Genomic DNA, 23,487 nt, shown 5'->3' on the forward strand with positions numbered 1-23,487 from the left:
GTCGATCCTGGCCGACAGCCGCGGACCCCGGACGCCCGTTCGGGGTCCGCGGCCGGCTCATTTGCCGATGTCGGCCAGGTTGTCGTTGTACGGCTTGGCGATCTCGTCGAGCATCGCGGTCGGCGACTTCGATCCGTTGATCAGCCCCTGGACGCCACCCACCAGCACGTCGTAGTAGCCCGGCGCCGGCCAGTCCGGATAGAACGCCAGGCCGTCGGCGGAGGAGATCGACGCGAAGTTGTCGATGAGCTCCTTGTTCTTCGGGTCGGAGATCTTGCCGGCGTCGGCCGCCACCGGTACGCCGCCGTTGTTGCCCAGCAGGTCCTGGATTTCCGGCTTCATGGTGATGTCGATGAAGTCGTACGCCAGCTTCTTGGCCTTGGCCTTGGCCGGCACCACCCAGAGGTTCCCGCTGGAGCCCGGGTGCAGCTTGTTGCCCGGGAACAGGAACGTCCCCCACTGGAACTTGTTGATCTCCTTGGCGAACCGGCCGTACCACCAGCTGCCGGAGATCATGATCGGGAATTTGCCCTGCTCGAAGGCCACGCCCATGTCCTCGGCCTTGATGCTCGCCGAGTTCTTGGCGAGGTAGCCCTTGCCGACCCAGTCCGCGAACGTCTGCGCGCCGAAGGTCAGCTCCGGTCCGTGGAAGTCGACCTTGCTCTTGTAGAGCTGGTAGTTGTCGACGAAGCCGCGGTCGGCCTTGGACAGCGCCAACTCGTAGAAGATCTGCTGCGCCGGATATTCGCCGCCGCCGACCGACAGCGGGGTGATGCCGGCCTTGACGAAGGTGTCCATCGCGGACTCGAACTCCGGCAGCGTGGTCGGCACCGCGACCTTGTGCTTGGCGAACAGGTCCTTGTTGTAGTAGACCATCACGTACTCGCCGTAGTTGGGCACGCCGTAGAACTTGCCGCTGCCCATGACGCCGTCCGGGCCGTACCTCGCGGTGGTCTGCAGGCTCGGGCTGAGCTCCTTGTCCCAGCCTCGCTTGCTGACCTGGTCGGACAGGTCGGTCAGCAGGCCCTGCTTGGAGAGCAGGCCGGCGGTGGCGTTGCCCTTGTTGTATTCCATGATGTCCGGCGCGCTGTCCGAGTTGAGGATCATGCCGGCGTTCTGCTGGATCTGTTCGAAGCTCTTCTCCTCGAACTTCACCTCGACGCCCGGGTGGCCGGCCTTGAACTGCTTGATGGCCTCGTTCCAGGCGATGCCCATGGCGCTGTTCGGGCCCTCGTAGTGCCACAGCGTGAGCGTCTTGGCGTCGGCGCCCTCGTCACCGCCACCGCCACCGCCGGCGCTGCCGCACGCGGCGAGCACGAGCGACGCTGCCAGCAGCACCGCGCCCGCGGCCATGCCGGCTCGTGATCTGACCATGCCGTCCTCCCAGCGGGTTCGGGCCCCGATCGGGTACGCGCCAGTCGAAGCGCTTCGACGATCGGTGAATCGAAACGCTTCGACGCACCCCATGGCCAGACGCTAAGGAACGATCCCCCTAGATGTCAACCCGCAAGGAAGGGCCCCTTCTTATCGCTTTCGGTAGAGGAAGGGCCCCCTCTTAACGCTTGTCAGGGCGGGGGCGCGCAGGTGTCCCGTTCGACCAGGGTGGGGGGCAACAGCCGCGGCGCGGCCGGGCCGCGGCCGTCCAGCAGGCCCATCGCCAGCTCGACGGCCAGCGTGCCCACCTCGTGGGCGGGGATGTCCACAGAGGTCAGTCGTACCGGCAGGGCGACCGCCACGTCGCGCGGGCAGACCGCCACCACCGAAACGTCCTCGGGGATCCGCCGGCCCCGGACCCGCAGCTCGTCGAGCAGCGGCAGCAGCGCTTCCTCGTTGTGCACCACCAGCGCCGACACCCCGGACAGCTCCGCGTCGATGCCGGCCAGGCAGGCCCGTACGCCGTCGCCGCCCGGCTCGCATGGCCGGGCCACCGCCCGGACGCCCAACTCGGCGGCAGTGCTCGTGAAGCCGTCGAGGAACCGCTCCGCGTAGCTGGTGCCGCGCTGGTAGACCACCGGCGTCGGGCCCACCAGCGCGATCCGCCGGTGCCCGTGCCCGGCCAGGTGCCGCACGATCTCCCGGCCGGTGGCCGCGAAGTCCAGGTCGACGCAGGCCAGCCCGTCCGGGTCGTCGGGCAGGCCGATCAGCACCGATGGCTGCCGCAGCCGGCGCAGCGCCGGGATCCGTACGTCCCGGCACTCGACGTCCATCACGATCAGCGCGTCGACCATGGTGGCCCCGGCCACCCGCTCCAACCCGGCGGTGCCCTCGTCCTTGGTCAGCAGCAGCACGTCGTGGTTCTGCGCCCGGGCCGCGGTGACCACCGCGGTCACGAACTGCATGATGACCGGCACGTTGACGTCCACCCGCAACGGCACCACCAGGGCCAGCACGCTGGTCCGGCTGCTGGCCAGCGCGCGGGCGCCGGCGTGCGGGTGGTACCGCAGTTCGGCGATGGCCGCCTGGACCCGGGCCCGGGTCTCCGCCGAGATCGGCCGGCGACCGCTGAGCACGTACGAGACGGTGCTGGCCGAGACGCCGGCGGCGCGAGCGACATCACTGATCGTCGCCATCGGCCCCTCCCGTCGACTGGTCGACCGGCGGGGACCGGCCGCCGGTCAGCAGATCCTACTGCCTGTTAAGAAGGGGCCCCTGCTATACAAAATGCGATAAGAAGGGGCCCTTCCTTCCATCCGGGCGGCGGCAGTCAGCGGAGGGTGAAGTCGGCCAGCCGGAGCGGCGCGCCGAACACCAGGTACACGTCGCGCACGCCGGACGCCCGCGCGAGCGACGCGGACACCTCGACGTACCGGTAGTCGTCGCCGGTGCTCGGCACGGCGGCCGTGCCGAGCAGGCGACCGGTCGGGGAGCCGAGCCGGACCTGGACGGTCCCCTCCCCCGCGCCGGCCCTGGCGACCCGGGCGGTGAACGTGCCGGCGCCGCGCAGCAGATCCGACCGCTTGAACGAGATCCACTGCCCGGCCTCGGTGGCCCCGACGGCCGTACCGGCGGCCTTGCTCTGATCGACCAGCCGGACCCCGGCGTACCCGTCGAAGTTCTCCGCGCGGGTCGGCCGGGACAGGTCGCGCGGCGGGATCGTCTCGCCGCGGACCCGGACCGCGGCCCGGGCCCGGATGTCCGCCGAGGACGAGCCGGCCAGCAGGTCGTACGTGGAGTCCTCGACCACCCATCGGCTGCGGGTGACGTCCCAGTGCGCGAGGTCGGCCGCACGCAGCCGCAGCGTCACCGTCCGGGTCTGCCCGGGCGCCAGCTCGACCCGCTGGAACGCCCGCAGCTGCCGGATCGCGGTGGCGTCCCGGGAGGTCCGCTGGTGGCTGTAGAGCTGCACCACCTCGGCGCCGGCCCGCGAGCCCGTGTTGGTCACGTCCACCCGCGCGGTGATCGTGCCGTCGGCCCGGACCGTCCGGTCGGCACGCAGGTTGCCGTAGCGGAACCGGGTGTACGACAGCCCGTGGCCGAACGCGTAGAGCGGGTCGGCGTGGCTGTAGAGGTAGGTCTGCCGCGACGAGATGATGTCGTAGTTCAGCAGGTCCGGCGGCAGCTGGTCGTCGGAGCGGTACCAGGTCTGGGTGAGCTTGCCGGACGGGTTGTGGTCGCCGAAGAGCACATCGGCCACCGCGTGGCCGGTCTCGGCGCCGGCGTGGGTGGTCCAGACGATGGCCGGGACGTGCTGCTGCTCCCAGGTGATGGTGTCCGGGTAGCTGGTCTGCAGCACCAGCACGGTGTGCGGGTTGGCCTTGGTCACCGCCCGCACCAGGGCCTCCTGGCTGGCGCCCAGGGCCATGGTGGTCCGGTCGTGCGCCTCCCGGCCGTTGATGAACGGGTTGCTGCCGACCACCAGCACGGCGGTGTCGGCCGCCTTGGCCGCCGCGACGGCCCGGTCGATGCCGCTGCTGATCACCTCGCGGCTGAAATGCGCCGCGTCGGCCGCGGTGGCCGCGCCGAGCGCGAGCGCTCCGTCGGCCCCGACGGTCACGTACGTGTTGGCGCCGAACCAGCTCTCCTGCGTCTCGTAACCGGCGTAGTGCAGCACGAAGGTGCCGTCGGGCTGCGGCTCGAGCTTGAACTGCTGCTGCACGAACCACCCGTTGGGCTGCTCGTCCCGGGTGATGAAGGGGCCCCAGTTGTAGCCGAGGTAGCGCCCGTTGGCGACGCTGCGCAGGGTGAGCACGCCCTGGCCCCAGTCCACCGCGTCGAACTGCGCGGCCGGAGAGGCGGTCTCGCCGGTGGCGGCGACCTTGTCGGCGTCGGTGGTGCCGGTGGCCGTGACGTACCGGCCGGTGGCGGTGTCCTTGAGCGCGATCCGGTCCGCGCCGTCCACCCCGGTGACGGTGGCCGACGAGCCCAGCCGCTCCCGGATGCCGTCGAGCGCGGTCACCTGGTACGGCAGGTGGCCGGCGTACCAGTCGGAATAGAGCGTGTCGCCCAGCGGGCCGAGCACGGCCACCTTGCGGGTCTTCGCGGGGTTGAGCGGGAGCGCGTCGCGGGAGTTCTTCAGCAGCACCACGGCCTCGTCGGCGGCCTGCCGGTTCAGCCGCTGGTGCGCCGGGCTGTTGATGACGTCGGCGCCGATCGAGCCGTACGGGCCGCCGCCCGGGTCGAACTCGCCGAGCCGGAACCGGATGCTGAGGATCTGCCGGACCCGGGTGTCGATGTCCCGCTCGGTGAGCAGCCCGGCCGCGAGGGCCTGCTTGACGGCCGTGACCGTGGGCTGCCCGTTGGTGTCGTCCACGGTGAAGCTGTTGATGCCGGCCCGGATGGCCGCCGCGTCGGCCTCCGGCTGGGTGGCGTAGAAGGCCTCCGATCCGGTGAGGTTGTTCGGCGCCCAGGCGTCGGTGACGTTCATCAGGGGACGGTCGGTCCAGCTCCGCACCACCGTGTCGAGGCTCGGGTCCACGGTGGCGGGACGGCCGTTGACCAGGTTGTACGACGCCATCACCCCGGTGGCCGCGTCGGCCGCGATGGCCGGTCGGAACGCCTGCCGGTCGTACTCGTTGAGCACCCTTGGCGGCACGTTGGACGAGGTGACGTCCCGGCGTACCTCGTTGTTGTAGGCCAGGTAGTGCTTGAGGGTCGGCGCGGCCTTGAGGTGGTCGGGGTCGTCGCCCTCCATTCCGGACCCGTACGCCGTGGAGATGGCGCCGGTGAGCAGCGGGTCCTCGGAGTAGCCCTCCTCGTTCCGACCCCAGCGCGGGTCGCGGAGCAGGTTCACCACCGGCGCCCACAGGTTGAGCCCCCAGAGCCGCGGGTTCTGCGCGTGGTATCCGCGCGCCTCGTCGCCGACGGCCGAGCCGACCCGGTTGATCAGCGCCGGGTCCCAGGTGCTGGCCAGGCCCACGGCCTGCGGGAACGACGTGCCCTCGGCGTTCACCACCGCGCCGCCGTTGTCGATGTCGGTGGACCAGGCCACCCCGTGCAGCGCCTCGGTGCCGGTCTTGAACAGCCCGATGCCGAGCCGGGGAATGGCCGGCTCGTACTGGTGCAGCAGGGAGACCTTCTCGTCCAGGGTGAGCCGCCGGAGAAGGTCGTCGACCCGCACGGCCGCCGGCAGGCCCGGGTTCCGGAACGGGTACGTCGGCTCGGCGAGCGCCGTGCCGGGAACGGTCGGCAGGATCAGCAGGGCGAGCACCAGGCTGGTGAGCCCGCGCCCGAGGCGCCGGTTCCGCATGCGGTTCTCCTCACGGTTTCGGCGTCCGTCGAAGCGCTTCGACGAGCGGCCCGCCGGAACGACGGCCATGATTTTCGATTGGCCGCCAACTATAGACGTACGGCGATGCGCTGGGCAACACCGCGACGGACGCCGTACCGGATGCCACGGTCCCGGTGCGGCGGTTCGCGGCTCGATCCGAGGGGCGGACCGGCGGTCGCCGGGCCGACCACCGATCGACGCCAGGGGCGGAAGCTCCCGATTGGTGCCGAATGGCGGCAAACCGCCAACCGGAGTGGCGTCGATGCCGCACAGTGACGGCATCAGTGCACGGTTCATCGCGGGGCGGGGCCGGTGGGTATCAGTAGAAGATTCGTGTTGAGTGCGGCCATGGGCGCCGCCGTCGGCTCGCTGGCCGGTTGCGAGGTCGGCCATCGCGCCACGCCGCGGGCGGCCGGACCGAGCGGTACGCCCGCCGCCGGCGCCACGACCGCGACGGCGACCGGATCGCCGCTGCCGGTCGAGCCGGCGGGCCTGATCGGCGACGGCAGCACCCGGGACAGCGGGCCGCAGCCGAACCAGCCGCCGGCGCGCCGGATCGGGCCCGGGGAGGCGCCGCCGCAGTTCGTGGTGCTCTCCTGGGACGGCGCCGGCGAGACGGAGGCCCGGCTGTTCTCCCGGATGCGCGAGGTGGCCGGCCAGCTGCACGGGGCCATGACGTTCTTCCTGTCCGGCATATACGTCCTGCCCGAGTCCAAGCGGATGGCCTACCGGCCGCCCCGGCATCCAGTCGGCGCCTCGGACATCGACTTCCTGTCGGACCGGTCGGTGCACGCCACCATCGAGCAGCTCGGCCTCGCCTGGCCGGAGGGGCACGAGATCGGGACCCACTTCAACGGGCACTTCTGCGGCCCGGACGGCGTGCAGCGGTGGTCGCCGGCCGACTGGGACAGCGAGATCGACCAGGCCATCGGGTTCGTGGCCAACTGGCGCACCAACACCGGGTTCGACGACCTGCCGCCGCTGCCGTTCGACTACACCCGGGAGCTGGTCGGCGGCCGCACCCCGTGCCTGGAGGGGCAGGCCAACCTGCTGCGCGCCAAGCGGGTCCGGAGCTGGCGGTACGACAGCTCCGGCACCGGCACCCAGGTCTGGCCCCGGCGGTTCGACAACGGCCTGTGGGACCTGCCCATGCAGCAGATCCCGTTCCCGGGGCACAACTTCGAGGTCATCTCGATGGACTACAACATGATGTACAACCAGTCGGGAACCCCGGACGGGGACCCGGACCTGCGTCCCACCTGGCGTCGGCAGGTGCGGGACGCCTACCTGGCCGGGTTCCGGCGCGCCTACACCAGCAACCGGGCGCCGTTCGTCATCGGCAACCATCTCGAGCAGTGGAACGGCGGCATCTACCTGGACGCGCTGGTCGAGGCGGCGACCGAGATGGCCCAACATCCGCAGGTCCGGTTCGTGTCCTTCCGCCAGCTGGTCGACTGGCTCGAGGCGCAGGATCCCCGGGTGCTCACCCGGCTCCGGTCGCTGCCCGTGGGGCGGAAGCCGGCGGGTGGCTGGGCCGACTTCCTGACCGGAGCCGCCGCCCCGACCGGTTGAGCCCGATCGGGGCGGCCGGGTCAGCGGCCGGCGGCCACCGGCGTCACCTCCACGGCGGCCAGCTCGGCGGCGGCCAGGTCGGCAACGGCCGGTCCGGCGACCGGTTCCGGCGCGGAAGACGGTCGACGGTGCGCCCCGGCGCGCCGCGGGGACGACGGCACAGTCAGGGCCGCCAGTACGGCGGCCAGGGCGAGGCCGGCGAGCACCACGAAGCCGAGGGTGAAGCCGGCCTCCCGGGGCAGGCCGTTGGCCTGCGGGTGCGCCGTGATCACGCCGCTCACCACGGCCGCGCCCATCGCGCCGCCGATGGTGCGGATGTTGGCGTTCATCCCGGTGGCCGCGCCGGTCTCCCGGGCCGAGACGTTGGCGACGATCAGGTTGGCCATCGACGCGAACGCCAGGCCGATGCCGAGCCCGACCAGGCCGCCGGCCACCCCGATCTGCCACCGGGTGTCGTGCGCCACGACCAGCAGCGCGGAGGCGAGCAGGTTGAAGGCGGCACCGGTGATCAGTTGCGCCCGGGGACCGAACCGGTGCTCCAGCCGGCCGGCGAGCATGCCGGCCACGAACATGGCCACCAGCATCGGCAGCATGAGCAGGCCGGCCTGGCTGACGCTGGCGCCAAAGCCGTACCCGGCCGCGGCCGGGGTCTGGACGAACTGCGGCAGGAAGGCGAAGAGGGAGAACATCGACGCGCCGTAGAGCAGGGCCACCAGGTTGGTGGTCCAGACGCCGGGCAGGCGCATCATCCGCAGGTCGATCAGCGGGGCGGCGGAGCGGATCTCGACCACCAGCCAGCCGGCCAGCAGCAGCACGGCCAGCGCCAACAAGCCCAGCACCCGCCCGGAGGTCCAGCCCCAGGTGGCGGCCTTGCTGACCGGCAACAGCAGCGCGACCAGCCAGCCGGAGAGCAGCAGAGCGGCCCGGGCGTCGATCCGGGCCGGGTTCCGGACCGGGGACTCGGGCACGAACAGCCGGGCGGCCACGGCGGTCACCCCGACCACCACCATGGGGATCCAGAACAGCCACCGGTAGTCCAGCGCGGTGACGATCGGGCCGGCGAGCACCACGCCCAGGCCGCTGCCCACGGCCACGATGGCCGAGATCGTGGCGACCGCCGAGGAGACCCGGGCGGGCGGGAACTCGTCGCGGATGATGCCGAACGAGAGCGGGAAGACCGCCCCGCCGACGCCCTGGACGATCCGGGCCGCGATGAGCAGGCCGATGCTCGGCGCCACGGCGGCCAGCAGGCAACCCAGGGCAAGCGCGGCGAGGGAGACGACCAGCATCCGCTCCTTGCCCACCTTGTCGCCGACCCGGCCGAGGATCGGGGTGAACACGGAGGCGGAGAGCAGGTACGCGGTCAGCACCCAGGTGACGGTGTTCTGGGAGGTGTGCAGGTGGTGCTGGATGGTCGGCAGCACCGGCGTGATGAGCGACTGGAGCAGCGCGAAGGATCCGGCGCCGGCGGCCAGGACCAGGAAGGTGAGGCGGGGCGAGCCGCGCCGGGAGAGCTGTGTCACGGCTGGAACTCCAATGTGCGTTAAGCTATCCGGAGGCAGGTCTCCGGTCATATCCGGAGGAGTGCCTCCGTTAACGTATCGGAGGGATGCCTCCGGTTGCAAGCGAGGCGAGGTGACGTACGTCATGACCGGCCCGGACGGCGCGACCGGCGTCTTCGCGCGGCGGCCCAAGCGGGCCGACGCCCGGCGGAACTACGAGGCCCTGATCGCGGCGGCCCGCGAGGTGTTCGCGGAGGCCGGCGGGGCCGCCTCGCTGGAGGAGGTGGCCCGGCGGGCCGGCGTGGGCATCGGCACCCTGTACCGCAACTTTCCCACCCGCCGCGACCTCTTCGAGGCGCTCTACGTGGAGGAGGTGCGGCAGCTCAGCCGGTCGGCCGCCGACCTGACCAGCCTGCCGCCGTGGGACGCCTTGGTCGGCTGGCTGCGCCGGTTCGTCGGGTACGCGGCCACCAAGCGGGCCCTGGCCGAGGAGCTGGTGCACGACTCCGAGCTGTTCCGCACCTGCCGCACCGAGATCTACGCGGCCGGTGAGCCGCTGATGGCACGCGCGCAGGCGGCCGGGGCGGTACGCTCCGACGCCACCTTCGACGACGTCATCCGGCTGCTCAGCGGCCTCACCATGGCGCAGTTCCCCGAGCCGGAGCAGCGCGACCGGGTGCTCGGGATCGCCCTCGACGGGCTGCGCGTCCCCGCCGTCCGCTGACCGCCCGACCACCCGTCCCATCGCCCCGCCGATCAACGCCCCGGCGCCGATCGGGTAGCCTGGTGGTGCTTTCCTTTTCCTGGCCGGATCAATTCCGCCATCAGAGCCGGCGGCCGTCAGGACCGCCCGCCAGAGCCTCGGGCCACCGGCCGGCGCCGGGCTGCGCTTACTTTTACGTTCGGAGAACTCATGGCGGCACGCCGCCCGCACACATCTTCCTCAGCCGTAACCTTCGCCGAGCTCGGCGTTCCCGACGCCCTCGTCCGGGCGCTGGCCGGTCGCGGCGTCACTTCGCCGTTCCCGATCCAGGCCGCGACCCTGCCGGACGCACTGGCCGGACGGGACGTCCTGGGACGCGGACGCACCGGATCGGGCAAAACGTACGCCTTCGCGCTACCGCTGCTGGCCCGCCTGGCCGCCAGCGGCACCCCGCGCCGCCCCGGCCGGCCCCGCGCGCTGGTGCTCGCGCCGACCCGCGAGCTGGCCACTCAGATCGAGGAGTCGATCGCCCCGCTCGCGGCGGCCCTGTCCCTGCGGACCTTGACCGTCTTCGGCGGCACGGCCCCCGGCCCGCAGATCAAGAACCTGCGCGCCGGCGTGGACATCCTGGTGGCCTGCCCGGGCCGGCTGGCCGACCACATGGAGGGCGGCCACGCGAGCCTCGACGCCGTCGAGATCACCGTGCTCGACGAGGCCGACCACATGGCCGACCTCGGCTTCCTGCCGGTCGTACGCCGGCTGCTCGACCGGACCCCGAAGCGCGGCCAGCGGCTGCTCTTCTCCGCCACCCTCGACGCCGGCGTCGACGTTCTCGTCAAGCGCTACCTGAACAACCCGGTGACGCACAGCGTCGACTCGGTCGCGGCGCCCGTCGAGGTGCCGCACCACATGCTGCAGATCGACGACCGTGACCGGCTCGCGGTCCTCGTCGACCTCGCCTCCGCCCCGGGCCGCACGCTGGTCTTCGCCCGCACCAAGCGACGGGCCAAGACGCTGACCCGCCAGCTCGTCGCGGCCGGCGTGCCGGCCACCGAGCTGCACGGCAACCTGGCGCAGAACGCGCGGACCCGCAACCTGCAGGCGTACGCGACGGGCGACGTGACGACGCTGGTGGCCACCGACATCGCTGCCCGGGGCATCCACGTGGATGACGTGGCGCTGGTCGTGCACGCCGACCCGCCGGCCGAGCACAAGGCCTACCTGCACCGGTCCGGCCGGACCGCCCGGGCCGGCGCCACCGGCACGGTGGTGACCCTGATGACCGACGACCAGGTCGCGGCGGTCCGCAGCCTGGCCCGGCAGGCCGGCATCGCGCCGACGATCACCCGGCTGCGGCCGGGGCACCAGCTGCTCGGCCAGATCGCACCGGGCCCGCGTACCCTCGTCGACCCGCCGGCCCCGGCTCCCGCCGGCGGCGACCGGCCCGCCGGCCGGGACCGGACGGCCGGCGGTGATCGGACCGGCGGTGGCGGCCGGTCGCGGCGCGGCCGCGGCCGGGCCTCGGCCGGCATGCCCGCGACCGAAGCCCGCCAGGTGAGCTCCCGGGAACCGGGTACGGGCCGCGGCGGGCGGGGTCGCACCGCTGCCCCCAGCTCCGCGACGCCGCGAACGTCCGGTGCGGCCGCCTTCTCCGCCGGCAGCCGGGTCGGCACCGGCCGGGGCCGGGCCCGCTGACCCGGGGGCACCCAGACAACCGGCCGGGCGCCCGGACCCGCTGAGCCCGGGCGCCCGGACAACCGCACGGCGGGCCGCGCCGGCGTGCGGCCGGCTGGTCGCACCCACCATCCCGGTCCAGGTGTTCCACGTCGATCCGCTCAACGACCCCGGTCGCATCTGGGAGCGACCGAGCCCGGCGCTCCGGCTGCCGACCGATCCCGCAGCCGGCCGAGCCGCCGGTTGAGGTAGCGCTGCTCCGGCAGGCTCGCGGTCAGCTGGGCGGCCCGCCGGTAGTGCTCGGCGGCGGCGGCGAGCTGACCGTCCAGCTCCAGCAGGTGGGCGCGGACGGCGTACCACCGGTGGTGCCGGCGCATGGTCGGGTCCGCCCGCAGCGGATCGAGCAGCGCGAGCCCGGCGGCCGGGCCGTACGCCATGGCCACCGCGACCGCCTGGTTGAGCGTGACGGTCGGTGCGGGGGCGAGCCGGCGCAACATCGCGTACAGCATGCTGATCTGGCGCCAGTCCGTGGCCGCGTAGGTCGCGGCCTCGGCGTGCACGGCCGCGATGGCCGCCTGGAGCTGGTAGCGGCCCACGTGCCCGCGTGGCAGGGTCCGTTCGAGCAGCGCGACGCCCTCGGCGATCGGCTCGCGGCGCCACCGGGACCGGTCCTGGTCGGCCAGCGGCACCAGGTCACCAACCGCGTCGGTACGGGCCGGCGAGCGGGCGTGGGTGAGCAGCATCAGCGCCAGCGCGCCGGCCACCTCGTCGTGGTCGGGCAGCGCCGCGTGCACCCGGCGGGTGAGCCGGATGGCCTCCTCGGCCAGCTCGACGTCCAGCAGGGCCTCGCCGGAGGTCCGCGCGTAGCCCTCGGTGAACACCAGGTGGCACACGTCGAGCACGGCGGCCACCCGGGCCGGCAGCTCCGCCGGCGACGGCATGGCGAACCGGGCGCCCGCCTCGCGCAGCGCGGCGCGGGCCCGGGTGAGCCGCTGGGTCATCGTGCGGGCCGGCACCAGGTAGCCGGCCGCGATCTGCTCCACCCCCAGGCCGGCCACGGCACGCAGCGTGAGCGCCACCTGGGACGGCCGGCTCAGGGCCGGGTGGCAGCACAGGAAGAACAGCCGGAGGGTGTCGTCGGTGCCCGGCCCGGCGCCGCCGTCCACGGCCGGCGCCGCGCGCGCGTCGTCGGGCCGGCGGGCCGCGTCGAGCGCCTCACGCCGGGTCCGCGCCGAGTCGGCGCGGACCCGGTCGATCAGCCGCCGGGACGCCACCCGGATGAGCCAGGCCCGCGGGTCGTCCGGGATCCCGGCGGCGGCCCACTGGCCGGTGGCCGCCTCCGCCGCGTCCTGCAGGGCGTCCTCACAGTCGCCCAGGTCGCCGTGCCGGCGCAGCAGCGCGCCGAGGACGTGCGGCGCCTCCCGGCGCCACACGTCCGCCAGCATCGTCACCGGTCCGCCGCCGGCGCCGCCCCGGGCCGACACCGGTCGGTCGCCGTCAGTGGTCGGTCGCGTCACTGGTCGGTCGCCGTCACTGGTCGGCGCCGCCCGGCCACATCAGCGGGCGCAGCTCCACCGTCTCGCCCGGGCCGGACATCACCGCGGCAACCTCCTCGGCCCGGGACCGGTCCTCGACGTCGATGAGGAAGAAGCCGGCCAGGTGCTCCTTCGACTCGGAGTACGGGCCGTCGCTGGCCAGCGGCGCGCCGTCCCGCCACCGGTACAGCCGGGCCGCGGCCGGGTCGCCGAGGGCCTCGCCGCCGACCAGTTCGCCGTTGGCCTGCAACTCGGACAGCACCCGCTCGAAGTCGGCGTTCAGCCGCTGGCGTACGTCCGCCGGCAGCTCCTGGTGGGCCGGGAGGAACTCGGAGGTCGGGTGACCCCACGGCTGCGGGTTCGAGTGGATCATGATCACGTACTTCATGGCGAACTCCCTGATCTCGGCCGGCGGTCGATCCGCCGGTCGACGGGAACGTCGGAGCGGACCCCCCGATGTCTACATCCCCGGCCCCGCCCCGGCTCGACCGGCCTCGCTCCTGCCCCGACCCGCCCGGCCCGACCCGACCCGACCCGACCCGACCCGACCCGACGAGATGATCGCCGGGCCAGGACGGGCCGACCGGACCGGTGACGGGCCGGACCGGGATCAGGAGACCGTGAGCGCCGCGTCGTCGAGGACGAACGAGGTCTGCAGCTTGCTGCCCTCGACGCCGGTGAAGGTGAGCGTCACGCTCCGCCCGACGTACCCGGTCAGATCGACGGTCCGGCTGGTGTAGCCGGAGCCGGCGTCGACGTTGGAGTAGCCGGCCACCCTGGTGCCGTTGGCGGTGACCGTGAGCGTGTCGTACGCGGTGCTGGTGGACGTCTCGGCGGTGTCCACGTGCAGCCAGAAGCTCAGCGTCGCCGACGTGCAGGTCGCGGGGATGGAGACGGTCTGCGAGACCGTGTCGGTGTGCGCCGCGCCGTACCCGTCGAGCCACGCCTTCCAGGTGCCGCCGTGCGCGGGTTCGGCGCTGTCGTTGGTGACCACCCCGCTGCTGGCCGACCACGGCGCGGCCGTGCCGGTTTCGAAGCCGGGGTTGCCGAGCAGCTGGGCCGAGGTGCACCCACCGCCGCTACCGCCGCCACCGCCGGCCAGCCACTCGGTGGCGTTGAGCGCCAGCGCCGCGTCGGTGCCGGCCGGGTCGTTCCACCCGTTGTAGAGGGTGTTGCCGGACTGCCCGGTGCCGTCGTCGATCGGCGAGCTGTCGCCCCAGACCGCGACCCGGCCGGCGCCGAACGTGCTGGTGCTGAACTCGGCGCCGGTGTTGCCGCTGTAGCCGGCCCGGTAGACGAGGCCCTTGACGGCGGCGTTGTCCGTCGGGTGCAGCGTCTGCGTGCTGCCGTTGCGGATGATGCTGCCGGTCACGGCGCCGAACGGGCCGTGCAGCACCGGGTTGGCGCCGTCGTTGATCGCGGTGGGGTTCTCGGTGCCGATGTTGTTGACATCCACGCTGAACCCGAACGGGTCGGTGTTGTCGACCCCGTTATTGGTCAGCAGGTCGTTGGCGATCTTCACCGAGTCCCAGCCGTCGTTGTTCCGGTCACTGCCGGTGTGATCGACGACCAGGAAGAGTCCTCCGCCGCCCTGCACGAAGCGCATGATGGCGGTCTTCTCCGCGGAGCTCAGCGACGAGTTCGGCTCGGGCAGCACGAACTCGTCGAAGTTCGCCAGGTCCAGGGCGCCCCCACCGCCGTACGTGATGGTGTTGCCGGCCGGCAACGTCTTGAGGCTGTACCGACCGGTCCGTTGCAGCCCCACCCCCCAGGCTGAGATCGCGCCGGTCCAGGAGGTCTCGGATGTCGGGTTCGGGTTCTGCGCCAGCGGGTCGGGCATGCTGGTGCTGATGATCCAGTCGGCGTTGCCGGCCGTTTCGGCCTTGCTGTTGTCGAACAGGACGCGGTGGACGGTCGCCGCGGCGGCCGGGTGCGGCCCGGGGTCGGCGATCGTCAGCGGTGCGGCGGCCAGCAGCATGCTTGTGAGCAGGATGGCTGGCCGGCGACGGCGGGAGGCATTCATAGGCGGCACTCTATTGGCCGCCGGGTCGCCTGAACAGCGGTCTGAGCCCGAGCCCTCTCGGCTGGTTATCCGGCCCGACCCGAGACCGGCCGGGCCGGCGCGCGACTCCAGATGTCGTTGCACTCGGCGCAGACTTCCTCGGGGATCCAGCCCAGCCGGATGAGGCCCGCGAAGATCGTGCAGCCCACGCAGAAGGCGAACACCGATTCCAGGGTGGCCGCCAGGGCCACCACACCGAGCACGACGTACGCCGCGACGTGCTGGCCGAAGCCCAGCGCCAGCACGGCCGCGGCCCCGGCCAGCACCGCGCCGATCCCCTGGGCGAACCGCTTGGGCGGCCCGGGCACGAGCTTCTCCGGCACCGGCAGCCGCGGCGTGATCACCCGGGTGGCGAGCAGGCCGAGCGGGCTGAGCTTGGGACCCGCGAGCACCCGCGCGAGGAACCCGTACGCGATGACGGCCGTGAGCCACGGTTGATCCAGCACGATCGCCGCGGTGGACAGCACGACCACCCCGCCGGCGACCAGCCGGGCCGACGTCTCTCCGCTACGGCGCTAGGGAGCCAGCAGCGGGAGCGCCGGGAAGGCGTGGTCGCGCCACAGCCGCCGGGAGGCCTCCTCCGGGTACGCGGTAACCGTCGATGGCGTGTCGAACAGCCGGGTGCGGCGGTGCTCGGCATCGTACCCGGGCCACCCCGGGTCGCCGGTCGCGGCGAACGCCGTCCACGCCCGGCGGATGCGTTCGGACAGCTCCTCGGCCGCCGGGGAGGGCGGGTCGCCGATCAGCATGGCGGGCTGCCCGGCGCCCAGGTTGCCGAAGACGAGCGGCACGTCCAGGCCGTGGCAGGCGCCGAGGGCGCCGCCCAGGCCGGGCGCGGGCCAGGTCAGCTCGTACAGGTGGACCCGGCCACCGCCCCGGGCCTGCGCCTCGGCCAGGTGCAGGCTCGGCATCCGGAACAGCCAGTCGGCGTTGACCAGCTCGTACAGCTCCTCGCCGCCGGCGCCCGGGAACGCCGCCCGGTAGCGGCGTGCCCCGTCCGGACCGGGGGCGAGCATCCGCAGCGCGGTGTCGGCCTGCTCCCGGGTGACCCGGCCGAGCACCCCGTCGAGCAGGCTGAACAGCCGGTGCTCGTCCCGGGTGTGCCCGACGAGCAGCCCGACGTCCCGGGCGGCGCCGCCGGCCAGCGCCCGCCACGGGGCGGCCGGCAGCACGTCACCGTCGACCACGGGCGCGAACGGGATCGGCCGGTGCGTGATCTGCCCCCAGCGCTCCCGCCGGCCGGCCATGGCGGCGGAGATCGCCTCACCGACGGCCGGCAACCGGGCCGGGTCCACCGCCGACAGCGCGGCCGCGGTGGGGCGTACCCCCAGCTCGGCGGCGCAGGCGGCCGCGACGTCCGCGGCCAGCTCCGGGGCGAAGAAAGTCCCCGGTACGCTCTGCGCCGCCGCCCGCCGGAAGAGTCCGGCCGCGCGCGGCATGGCCAGCAGCGCGGCCACCGACCCCCCGCCCGCGGACTGGCCGAAGATCGTGACCCGCTCCGGATCGCCGCCGAAGCGGCGGATGTTGTCCCGCACCCATTCCAGGGCCGCCACCTGGTCGAGCAGCCCCCGGTTGGCCGGCGCCCCGTCGAGCTGGCCGAAGCCCTCGATGCCGAGACGGTAGTTGACCGTCACCACCACGGTTCGGCTTCCGGCCAGGCGCCCGCCGTCGTACTCGGGGAGGCCGGAGTGACCCACGACGTAGCCGCCGCCGGGAATCCAGACCAGCACCGGAAGCCCGGCCGCCGGATCCAGCCGCGGGGTCCAGACGTTGACCGTCAACCAGTCGTCGCCGGTGGCGCCGGGGGACGCCCCGAAGCCGGCGGGCTGCGGGGGCGGGGGGCCGTATGCGACGGCCGGGCGCACACCGTCCCAGCCGGGCGCCGGGCGCGGCGCGGCGAACCGGAGCGCACCGACCGGCGGTTCGGCGTACGGAATGCCGCGGAAGACCGTCCGGCCCGCCTCCCGGCGGCCGCGGAGCACGCCCGCGATGGTCCGGACCTCCGGCTCGGATTCCGACGGCATGCTGGACCTCTCCGCTCCCGCCCGGTGGGGCCGGCGGGTTCCGGCCGGGTAGGGCCGGCGGGTGCGCGCCGGCGTTCCGCTCGGCCGAGCATGCGGGTGCGGGCCCACGGCCGGCAAGCCATTTCGGTGTCCGCGCGGCCACACCGATGAGTTCGGCGGCCGCGCAACGTCTACCACCTGAGACGGTTTGCCCAACATGATCATGAGGAGATCCGATGACCGCAGCAGCACTGCCGCCCGTGGTCGACGCCGACACCTGGCAGCGCGAACTGGACGCGCTGCGTGTCCGGGAGAAGGCGGCCACCAGGGAACTGGACGCCATCGCCGCGCAGCGCCGGCGGCTGCCGATGGTCCGGATGCCGGACTACACGCTGGAGGGCGAGCAGGGGCCGGTCCGGCTGGCGGACGTGTTCGAGGGCCGGTCCCAGCTGATCGTCTACAACCACATGTGGTTCCCGGGCGAGGAGTGGCAGTGCCCGGGCTGCACCGGGTTCACCGCGCAGTTCACCCGGTTGGAGATGCTGGACGCCTACGACGCGCGGTTCGTCATCGTCACCCAGGGCCCGATCGACGAGGCGCTCGCGTACAAGCGGCGGGTCGGCAACAAGATGACCTGGTACTCCACCGCCAACAGCCCGTTCGGCGCCGATGTCGGCGCGCCGCCCGGCGGCGGGTTCGCGGTCAACGTGTTCCTGCGGGACGGCGACACCGTCTACCGCACCTGGCACACCACGGGCCGCGGCACCGAGCAGCTCAGCTACTCGGTCGGGCTGATCGACCTGCTGCCGTACGGGCGGCAGGAGGAGTGGCAGGACTCCCCCTCCGGCTGGCCGCAGTCGCCCACCTACAGCCGGTGGACCAGCTCGCAGGAGATCGCCGAGCTCTACGGGCCGGCGGGCGGCTGATCCGCCCCGGGGACAGCAGCCCCAGGAAAAGCCGGCCCCGGGGAAAGCCGCCCTGGGGAAAGCCGGAACGGGGGTCGGGCGCCGGCGGGCGCGGCGGGTCGCCGGCGCCCGGCCGGCGCCGATTCGTTCAAGACGGCGGGCACGGGGGTGGATAGCCTGGCCACCATGGACACGATCGGTCCGATTTCCCGACACCTCAGCACGTACGTGGACCGCCCGGCTCGGCAGGTCTACGACTACGCGTCGGATCCCGCGCACCTGCCCGAATGGGCGTCCGGGTTGGGCAGCTCCATCGAGTTCATCGATGGAGAGTGGGTCGCCGAGGCGCCGATGGGCCGCGTCGTGGTCTCCTTCGCCCCCCGGAACGAGCACGGGGTCCTGGATCACTGGGTGACGCCGCCGTCCGGCGAGACCTTCTACAACCCGATGCGCGTGACCACCCTGGGGTCCGGCTGCGAGGTGGTGTTCAGCCTGCGCCGGTCCCCGGGGATGGACGACGAGGACTTCGAACGCGACGCCAACGCCGTGCTGACCGACCTCCGCACCCTCAAGCGCCGGATGGAACGCGGGTAGCGGCCGGTCAGGCCGGGGCGCAGGCCGCCTGGACGAGCATCCGCGCGGTGGCCTTCGCCGCCGCGGCGGCGGCGGGGTCGGCGTCGAGAACCCCGGCGGCGAGGCCGCCGTCGAGCAGGAGGGTGAGCTGGCGGGCCAACAGGTCGGGCTCGGCCGCCCCGGCCCGCCGGGCGAGGTCGGTCACCCAGGCGCGGACCACGTTCTTGTGTTCGACGGTACGGGAGTGCACGTCGCTGCCGGTGTCGCTCTCGGCGGCCGTGTTGATGAAGGCGCAGCCGTGGTAGCCCTCGCGGCGGGCCGCCGAGGCGAGCGCGTCGAACATGCCCACCAGTTGCTCGCGCGGGTCGTCGCCGGCGGCCCGGGCGGCCGCGCGGAGCTGACCGAACCAGATCTGGTCGACCCTGTCCAGGTACGCCAGCACGAGGTCGTCCTTGCGCGGGAAGTGCTTGTAGAGCGTGGCCTTGGCCACGCCCGACTCGGCGATCACGGTGTCCACCCCGACCCCGCGGGGCCCGTGCGCGTAGAACAGCCGGAACGCGGTGCCGAGGATGCGCTCGCGCGCCGGCTGCGCAGGTTGACTCACGTTCCACACCTTTCGCGCTCGGCCGATTGAGCAAACTATACAGACGTGTCTGTGCAGGTCCCCGACCGCATCTACACACCCAGGCGCCCGTAAGCCATTGCAGTAGACAGACCTGTCTGTTAGCTTGGCTGCCGCAGGCCATCGACACACAGGCAGGGAGCACACCATGAAGATCGCGGTTCTGGGCACCGGAGTGGTCGGGCAGGCCCTGGCCGGGCGGCTCGCCGAGCTGGGCCACGAGGTGACCGTCGGCACCCGCGACGTCGAAGGCACCATGGCGAAGACCTCCCCCGACGGCATGGGCAACCCGCCGTACCCGCAGTGGGCGGCCGGTCAGCCGAAGGTCCGGCTGGCCACCTTCGCCGAGGCCGCGGCCGACGCGGAAGTGCTGGTCAACGCGACCTCCGGCAGCGCGACGCTGCCGGCCGTCCGGGCCGCCAGCGCCGCCGACCTGACCGGCAAGATCCTGATCGACATCGCCAACCCCCTCGACTTCTCCGCGGGCTTCCCGCCGAGCTTGTTCGTCAAGGACACCGACAGCCTGGGCGAACAGCTCCAGGCCGAGTTCCCCGGGCTGCGCGTGGTGAAGACCCTCAACACCCTCACCGCCGAACTGATGGTCCGCCCCCGCGCGGTGGCGGACGGCAACCACACCGTCTTCATGGCCGGCAACGACGCCGGCGCCAAGAAGACGGTGGCCGGCCTCCTGGAGAGCTTCGGTCACACCGACGTGATCGACCTCGGCGACATCACCGGCGCCCGCGGCACGGAGATGCTGCTGCCGCTCTGGCTGCGCCTGATGGGCACGCTCAACACGCCGATGTTCAACATCAAGGTCGTGCGCTGACCCTCCGCCGGTCTCACCGGGAAAGCCGGCGGGCGGGTGCCGCTCGGACACCCCGCCCGCCAGCACGTGGCATCGGATTCGGTCAGTGGGCCTTCGAGTCGCGGTGGGGCTGAGCGGGGTTCGGCGCGGGGGCGGTCGCTCTGGCCGGCTTGTACTCGACCTCCAGCCTGCCGATCACGGCCTGACCACTCGCCTCGACCTTGAAGAACCGGTAGTCCGACCTTCCCCGGTAGGTGTACCGGGTTCGGGTCGGGTTCTCGTAGGTTGTCGCTCGCGTCGGCAGCTTGACATAGGCCTTGCCGTCCACCGAGCCGTACAGCGAAACCTCGCCCGGGGCGTTGTACGCGTAGACCGCGGCGCTGGTGAGCCTTCCGCCCAGCGCGTACGCCACGCTGGTGGCGGCGCCGTCCCCGCTCTTCAGGACCGCCAGGTCCTCCTGCTGTGCCGAGTTTCCGTACGACTTCTGGGTCGTCGCGTTCGGCTCATGGGAAGACGTCTTGGAGAGGTCGAAGAGGTCGTCGACGATCCACTGCCGGTGGACGACGACCGGGCCCGAAACCTTGGACGGCGCCGATGTTCCGCCGCTGTTCTCGGCCACGACCCGGTAGTAGTACCGCCGGCCCGGCAGCGCCCCGGCGTCGTGGAAGAGGCTCGTGTACGTCGGCAGGTTGTCGTAGACCACGCCCACCACCGACCAGGGGCCGCGCTTGGACTCGCTGCGCTGCACCCGGTAGCTCTGGGCGCCGGTCGAACCCTGCCAGGAGATGTGTCCGACGTCGGCGACCGGGAGCAGGCGCGGCGGCTGGGGAGCGGCCAGCGCGGGCGGCGCACCGGCATTCCCCATGATCTTCCAGGCCTTCTCGACCAGGATCTTCTGCAGCGTGATCTCCGTCTGGATCTCCGGCAGGTATCCCGCCGTGCCAGGGAAACCGGGCCAGTTGAGGTCCTCGTACTGCGAACCGCCGTCCGAGTGCTTGTAGAAGCCGCCGTCACGGTTGTGGAAGCGCGTCCCCCACCAGTTGGCGCCGCTGGCCCCGTCCGCGATCAGCTCGTCCAGGAGGGCGGCCAGCCGGGCCGGCGGCGTGTACATGGCGATCTCGCCGACGACCAGGGCGGTCTTCCCCTTGGTCAGCTCTCTGATGATCTTCAGGGTGGGTGTGTCACCGATGTCGCCGGAGGTCGAGGTCCGCAGGGCCGGCGGCAACGACGTGTCGGTGACGGGCCCGGTGAGACCGACGTAGGTGTGGTACGAGAGGACGTCGATGTTCTTGTCGGCGCCGAACTCGTCGTAGTTCTGCACCAGGGCGCCGTTGGAGAACTTGGCGACGTCGTCGGGCTTGTTGCGTCCGTCGATGAACAGCTGCGCCGGCGCGGTCTGCTTCACGAACCGGGCGAGGTCGTGCAGCCAGGTCGCGCGCTCGGGCTGGTTTCCGACGACGATCTCGTTCCCGGACTCCCAGCCCATGATCGCCTTGTCGTCCTTGTACGGGACGCCGGTGAACGAGTTCGTCCGGTTCAGCAGCCGCTCGACCATGCTCTTGAACTGCCGGTTGGCCGTGCTGCCCACCGTGAAGAAGTCGTCACCATAGGTCGTCGTCCCGCCCCGGATGGTGGCCTTGTAGTTCACCAGCGGGATGTAGACGCGTACCCCCTGCTCGTTGCAGATTTGCAGCAACTTGTCGAGCACGCGCATCGCGTCCCGGTTGAGGGTGACGTCATCGGCGCCCAACGGGGCCTTCACCATGTAGTTCGGATCGGCTCCGTTGGTCACGGTGACCACGAAGGTCCGCATGACCTGACCGTGCATCTGCTTGACGGTCGCCACCGCGTCCCGCAGCTCGTACTCGTTCGGCAACCGGACCGGGGAGTTCGCCTCGAACCGGTTGTTGTCGATGATCTGGAGCACGTCGGGCATGTTGGTCGAGACGAAGCGGAATTCCTTCGATCCGTCCGTCAGCTTGTCTCCGGTCCTGGTGATGAAGTGCTGCAGCACGCTCCGGCCGCCCGCCTGGGCGGCCTGCGGGTGGATGAGCGCCGGAACGATTGTCAGCACCATCGTGATCAGATAGACCGCCGCGGTCGCGATCCTCTTCGCTCTCATGTGTCCCCATCTCTTCGTGGTGACGGTCGATCGGGCGCAGGGAGGTGGGTGGTCAGCGGCCGGAAGTCCTCCCCGAACCCCTACCGGGGTTCTCGGACGTCAAGGTTGTGGATGTCTTCGGGGCCGCTTCCGCAGCATGCCACGGCCCGCCGGGACTGGGCAAGCGCTTTCCGAGATTGACGTTGATACGGTCCCGCCGACGTGGAGCCCGATCCGGCCCTCCGACTGAAGAGCCTGCCCAGACGCTGACTCAGCGCGGCTCGCCACCGGCGTCGACGGTCCGACCGCTCGGAAAGGGCTTTCTGTGCTGCCCTTGACACGGCTAGGGTGGGCTTCCGTGACGCCGACCGAGAGGGGACCACAACCCATGCCGCGGAGCACGATCGTGGTCGATATCGCCGACGCGCTGGTCGCCGACCTGTTCGACCCCGACCTTCGCGCCCGGCTCGACGCGCTCGGTACGGTGGTCGACACCGGTGGCACGGCGGACGACGCCCGTCGCTTCAGCGCCGATGTCGCCGTGACGGGATGGGGCTCCCGGGCCTTCCCCGGGACGCTGCCGCCCTCGGCGCGGCTGCGCTTCGTCGTGCACTCCGCCGGCACCATCAGGCAGCTCGTGCCGCACAGTCTCATCGCCGGCGGGTTGGCCGTCAGCCAGGCGACGGCCGGGATGGCTCGGTCCGTCGCGGAGCTCGCGCTGGCCTTCACCCTCGCCCTTCCGCGCGACCTGCAGCGCGTGGCTGCCGTCATGCGCGGTTGCCACGACTGGCACGCCGCCCAGCCGACCGCGCTGGGCAGGGCGGTCTGCGAGAGCACGGTGGGCGTGGTGGGCGCGAGTCGGATCGGCCGCATCTACATCGAGCTCGTGCGGGCGCTCGGCGCGACGGTGCTGGTCTACGACCCGTACCTGTCGGACGCCGACGCCGCGGCGTTGGGGGCGCGGCCCAGCACGCTCGAGGCGCTCATGTCCGCGAGCGACGTGGTCGCCCTGCACGCCCCGGTCACCGCCCAGACCAGGGGCATGATCACCGCGGCGCTCCTCGCGTCGATGCGCGACGGCGCGTGCCTGGTGAACACGGCACGCTCGGCCATCGTGGACATGCCCGCCCTCGAACGGGAGCTGGTCTCCGGGCGTATCCGGGGCGCCCTGGACGTCTTCGACCTCGAGCCGCTGCCGCCCGACTACCCCCTGTTCGGGCTACCGAACGTCATCCTGACGCCGCACCTCGGCGCGGTCACGACCGCCTCCCGACGCCACCAGGGCCTGATTGTCGTCGAGGAGATCGAGCGGTTCCTGGCCGGGCGGCCGTTGCGACACGCCGTTACCGCCGAGTCCTACGGCCGGCTCGCCTGATCCGGCCGCGCCGGCCCCGCGGCCGCCGAGAGTCCAGGCGACGATGACGACCGGCACGAGCCCAAAGCCGACAAGCAACAGGGCCGGCCGGTACGCGGCCGTCACGAGCCACGCCGCGAACAGGATGAACGCCCACAGCGCGCGCAGCGGAACCTCGGTGAGCCGGCCGAGCGCGGCCCTGCCGAGCGCGGCCCTGCCGAGCGCGGCCCTGCCGAGCGCGCCGGCCGGGCCGCGCGCTCCCGCAGCGTACACGTCCAGCAGGCAGAGGTACCAGGCGCACAGGAAGCCGGTGACGAAGGCCAGGGTGCCGACGGCCGGATATCGCACCGCGGTCGGCGCCGCCGA

The 23,487-nt window shown here is 72.5% G+C and carries 18 protein-coding genes; 7 read left to right on the forward strand and 11 right to left on the reverse strand.

Annotated features, from left to right (window positions below; genetic code table 11):
- Window positions 1-57: 57 nt before the first annotated feature.
- From ACFFHU_RS07740 to ACFFHU_RS07750, 3 genes are all read right to left on the reverse strand, one after another.
- Window positions 58-1,374: an ABC transporter substrate-binding protein gene (locus ACFFHU_RS07740; protein ID WP_377337000.1), complete on the reverse strand. Its 1,317-nt coding sequence runs from the start codon at window positions 1,372-1,374 to the stop codon at window positions 58-60.
- Window positions 1,375-1,565: 191 nt separating this feature from the next.
- A complete protein-coding gene (locus ACFFHU_RS07745; protein ID WP_377337001.1) occupies window positions 1,566-2,570 on the reverse strand; it encodes a LacI family DNA-binding transcriptional regulator in 1,005 nt (334 codons plus the stop codon).
- A 134-nt stretch (window positions 2,571-2,704) separates the two neighbouring features.
- Window positions 2,705-5,686, reverse strand: coding sequence for a glycoside hydrolase family 3 protein (locus ACFFHU_RS07750; protein WP_377337002.1), 2,982 nt, complete (start codon window positions 5,684-5,686; stop codon window positions 2,705-2,707).
- A 369-nt stretch (window positions 5,687-6,055) separates the two neighbouring features.
- On the opposite strand from ACFFHU_RS07750, the gene ACFFHU_RS07755 reads away from it, so the two are divergent.
- Window positions 6,056-7,279 carry a polysaccharide deacetylase family protein gene (locus tag ACFFHU_RS07755; protein ID WP_377337003.1) on the forward strand — a complete coding sequence of 408 codons (1,224 nt, stop codon included), beginning with the start codon at window positions 6,056-6,058 and terminating at the stop codon, window positions 7,277-7,279.
- A gap of 20 nt (window positions 7,280-7,299) precedes the next feature.
- On the opposite strand, the gene ACFFHU_RS07760 is transcribed toward ACFFHU_RS07755, so the two are convergent.
- Entirely contained in the window at window positions 7,300-8,802 is a 1,503-nt protein-coding gene (locus tag ACFFHU_RS07760) for an MFS transporter (protein ID WP_377337004.1), read from the reverse strand.
- 124 nt (window positions 8,803-8,926) lie between these two features.
- Between ACFFHU_RS07760 and ACFFHU_RS07765 the strand changes: the two genes are divergently transcribed.
- Both ACFFHU_RS07765 and ACFFHU_RS07770 read left to right on the forward strand, forming a co-directional pair.
- The gene (locus ACFFHU_RS07765) at window positions 8,927-9,505 is read left to right on the forward strand and encodes a TetR/AcrR family transcriptional regulator (RefSeq protein WP_377337279.1); all 579 of its coding nucleotides are present in this window, start codon (window positions 8,927-8,929) and stop codon (window positions 9,503-9,505) included.
- A gap of 189 nt (window positions 9,506-9,694) precedes the next feature.
- Window positions 9,695-11,179: a DEAD/DEAH box helicase gene (locus tag ACFFHU_RS07770; RefSeq protein ID WP_377337006.1), complete on the forward strand. Its 1,485-nt coding sequence runs from the start codon at window positions 9,695-9,697 to the stop codon at window positions 11,177-11,179.
- 140 nt (window positions 11,180-11,319) lie between these two features.
- Here the strand turns inward: ACFFHU_RS07770 and ACFFHU_RS07775 are convergent, their stop codons facing one another.
- From ACFFHU_RS07775 to ACFFHU_RS07795, 5 genes are all read right to left on the reverse strand, one after another.
- Window positions 11,320-12,603 carry an RNA polymerase sigma factor gene (locus ACFFHU_RS07775; RefSeq protein ID WP_377337280.1) on the reverse strand — a complete coding sequence of 428 codons (1,284 nt, stop codon included), beginning with the start codon at window positions 12,601-12,603 and terminating at the stop codon, window positions 11,320-11,322.
- A gap of 85 nt (window positions 12,604-12,688) precedes the next feature.
- A complete protein-coding gene (locus ACFFHU_RS07780) occupies window positions 12,689-13,081 on the reverse strand; it encodes a YciI family protein (RefSeq protein WP_377337007.1) in 393 nt (130 codons plus the stop codon).
- Between the two features lie 222 nt (window positions 13,082-13,303).
- The gene (locus ACFFHU_RS07785) at window positions 13,304-14,716 is read right to left on the reverse strand and encodes a hydrolase (RefSeq protein WP_377337008.1); all 1,413 of its coding nucleotides are present in this window, start codon (window positions 14,714-14,716) and stop codon (window positions 13,304-13,306) included.
- Window positions 14,717-14,781: 65 nt separating this feature from the next.
- Window positions 14,782-15,243 (reverse strand): DUF4395 domain-containing protein, encoded by a 462-nt coding sequence (locus ACFFHU_RS07790; protein ID WP_377337281.1) that lies wholly within the window; start codon window positions 15,241-15,243, stop codon window positions 14,782-14,784.
- Between the two features lie 27 nt (window positions 15,244-15,270).
- On the reverse strand, window positions 15,271-16,779 hold the full coding sequence (locus ACFFHU_RS07795) for a carboxylesterase/lipase family protein (protein ID WP_377337009.1): 1,509 nt from the start codon (window positions 16,777-16,779) through the stop codon (window positions 15,271-15,273).
- A 215-nt stretch (window positions 16,780-16,994) separates the two neighbouring features.
- Between ACFFHU_RS07795 and ACFFHU_RS07800 the strand changes: the two genes are divergently transcribed.
- Both ACFFHU_RS07800 and ACFFHU_RS07805 read left to right on the forward strand, forming a co-directional pair.
- Complete coding sequence (locus tag ACFFHU_RS07800; RefSeq protein WP_377337010.1) at window positions 16,995-17,684, forward strand: DUF899 domain-containing protein; 690 nt, start codon at window positions 16,995-16,997, stop codon at window positions 17,682-17,684.
- A 165-nt stretch (window positions 17,685-17,849) separates the two neighbouring features.
- Complete coding sequence (locus ACFFHU_RS07805) at window positions 17,850-18,257, forward strand: SRPBCC family protein (protein WP_377337011.1); 408 nt, start codon at window positions 17,850-17,852, stop codon at window positions 18,255-18,257.
- Window positions 18,258-18,264: 7 nt separating this feature from the next.
- Here the strand turns inward: ACFFHU_RS07805 and ACFFHU_RS07810 are convergent, their stop codons facing one another.
- Complete coding sequence (locus ACFFHU_RS07810; protein ID WP_377337012.1) at window positions 18,265-18,840, reverse strand: TetR/AcrR family transcriptional regulator; 576 nt, start codon at window positions 18,838-18,840, stop codon at window positions 18,265-18,267.
- Window positions 18,841-19,006: 166 nt separating this feature from the next.
- On the opposite strand from ACFFHU_RS07810, the gene ACFFHU_RS07815 reads away from it, so the two are divergent.
- Window positions 19,007-19,687, forward strand: coding sequence for an NADPH-dependent F420 reductase (locus ACFFHU_RS07815; RefSeq protein ID WP_377337013.1), 681 nt, complete (start codon window positions 19,007-19,009; stop codon window positions 19,685-19,687).
- Between the two features lie 82 nt (window positions 19,688-19,769).
- Here the strand turns inward: ACFFHU_RS07815 and ACFFHU_RS07820 are convergent, their stop codons facing one another.
- Entirely contained in the window at window positions 19,770-21,788 is a 2,019-nt protein-coding gene (locus ACFFHU_RS07820) for a glycoside hydrolase 5 family protein (protein ID WP_377337014.1), read from the reverse strand.
- Between the two features lie 367 nt (window positions 21,789-22,155).
- On the opposite strand from ACFFHU_RS07820, the gene ACFFHU_RS07825 reads away from it, so the two are divergent.
- Window positions 22,156-23,142: a hydroxyacid dehydrogenase gene (locus ACFFHU_RS07825; RefSeq protein ID WP_377337015.1), complete on the forward strand. Its 987-nt coding sequence runs from the start codon at window positions 22,156-22,158 to the stop codon at window positions 23,140-23,142.
- Window positions 23,143-23,487: the final 345 nt, after the last annotated feature.

The sequence above is a fragment of the Plantactinospora siamensis genome, from assembly GCF_042434095.1.
Classification (GTDB): domain Bacteria; phylum Actinomycetota; class Actinomycetes; order Mycobacteriales; family Micromonosporaceae; genus KBS50.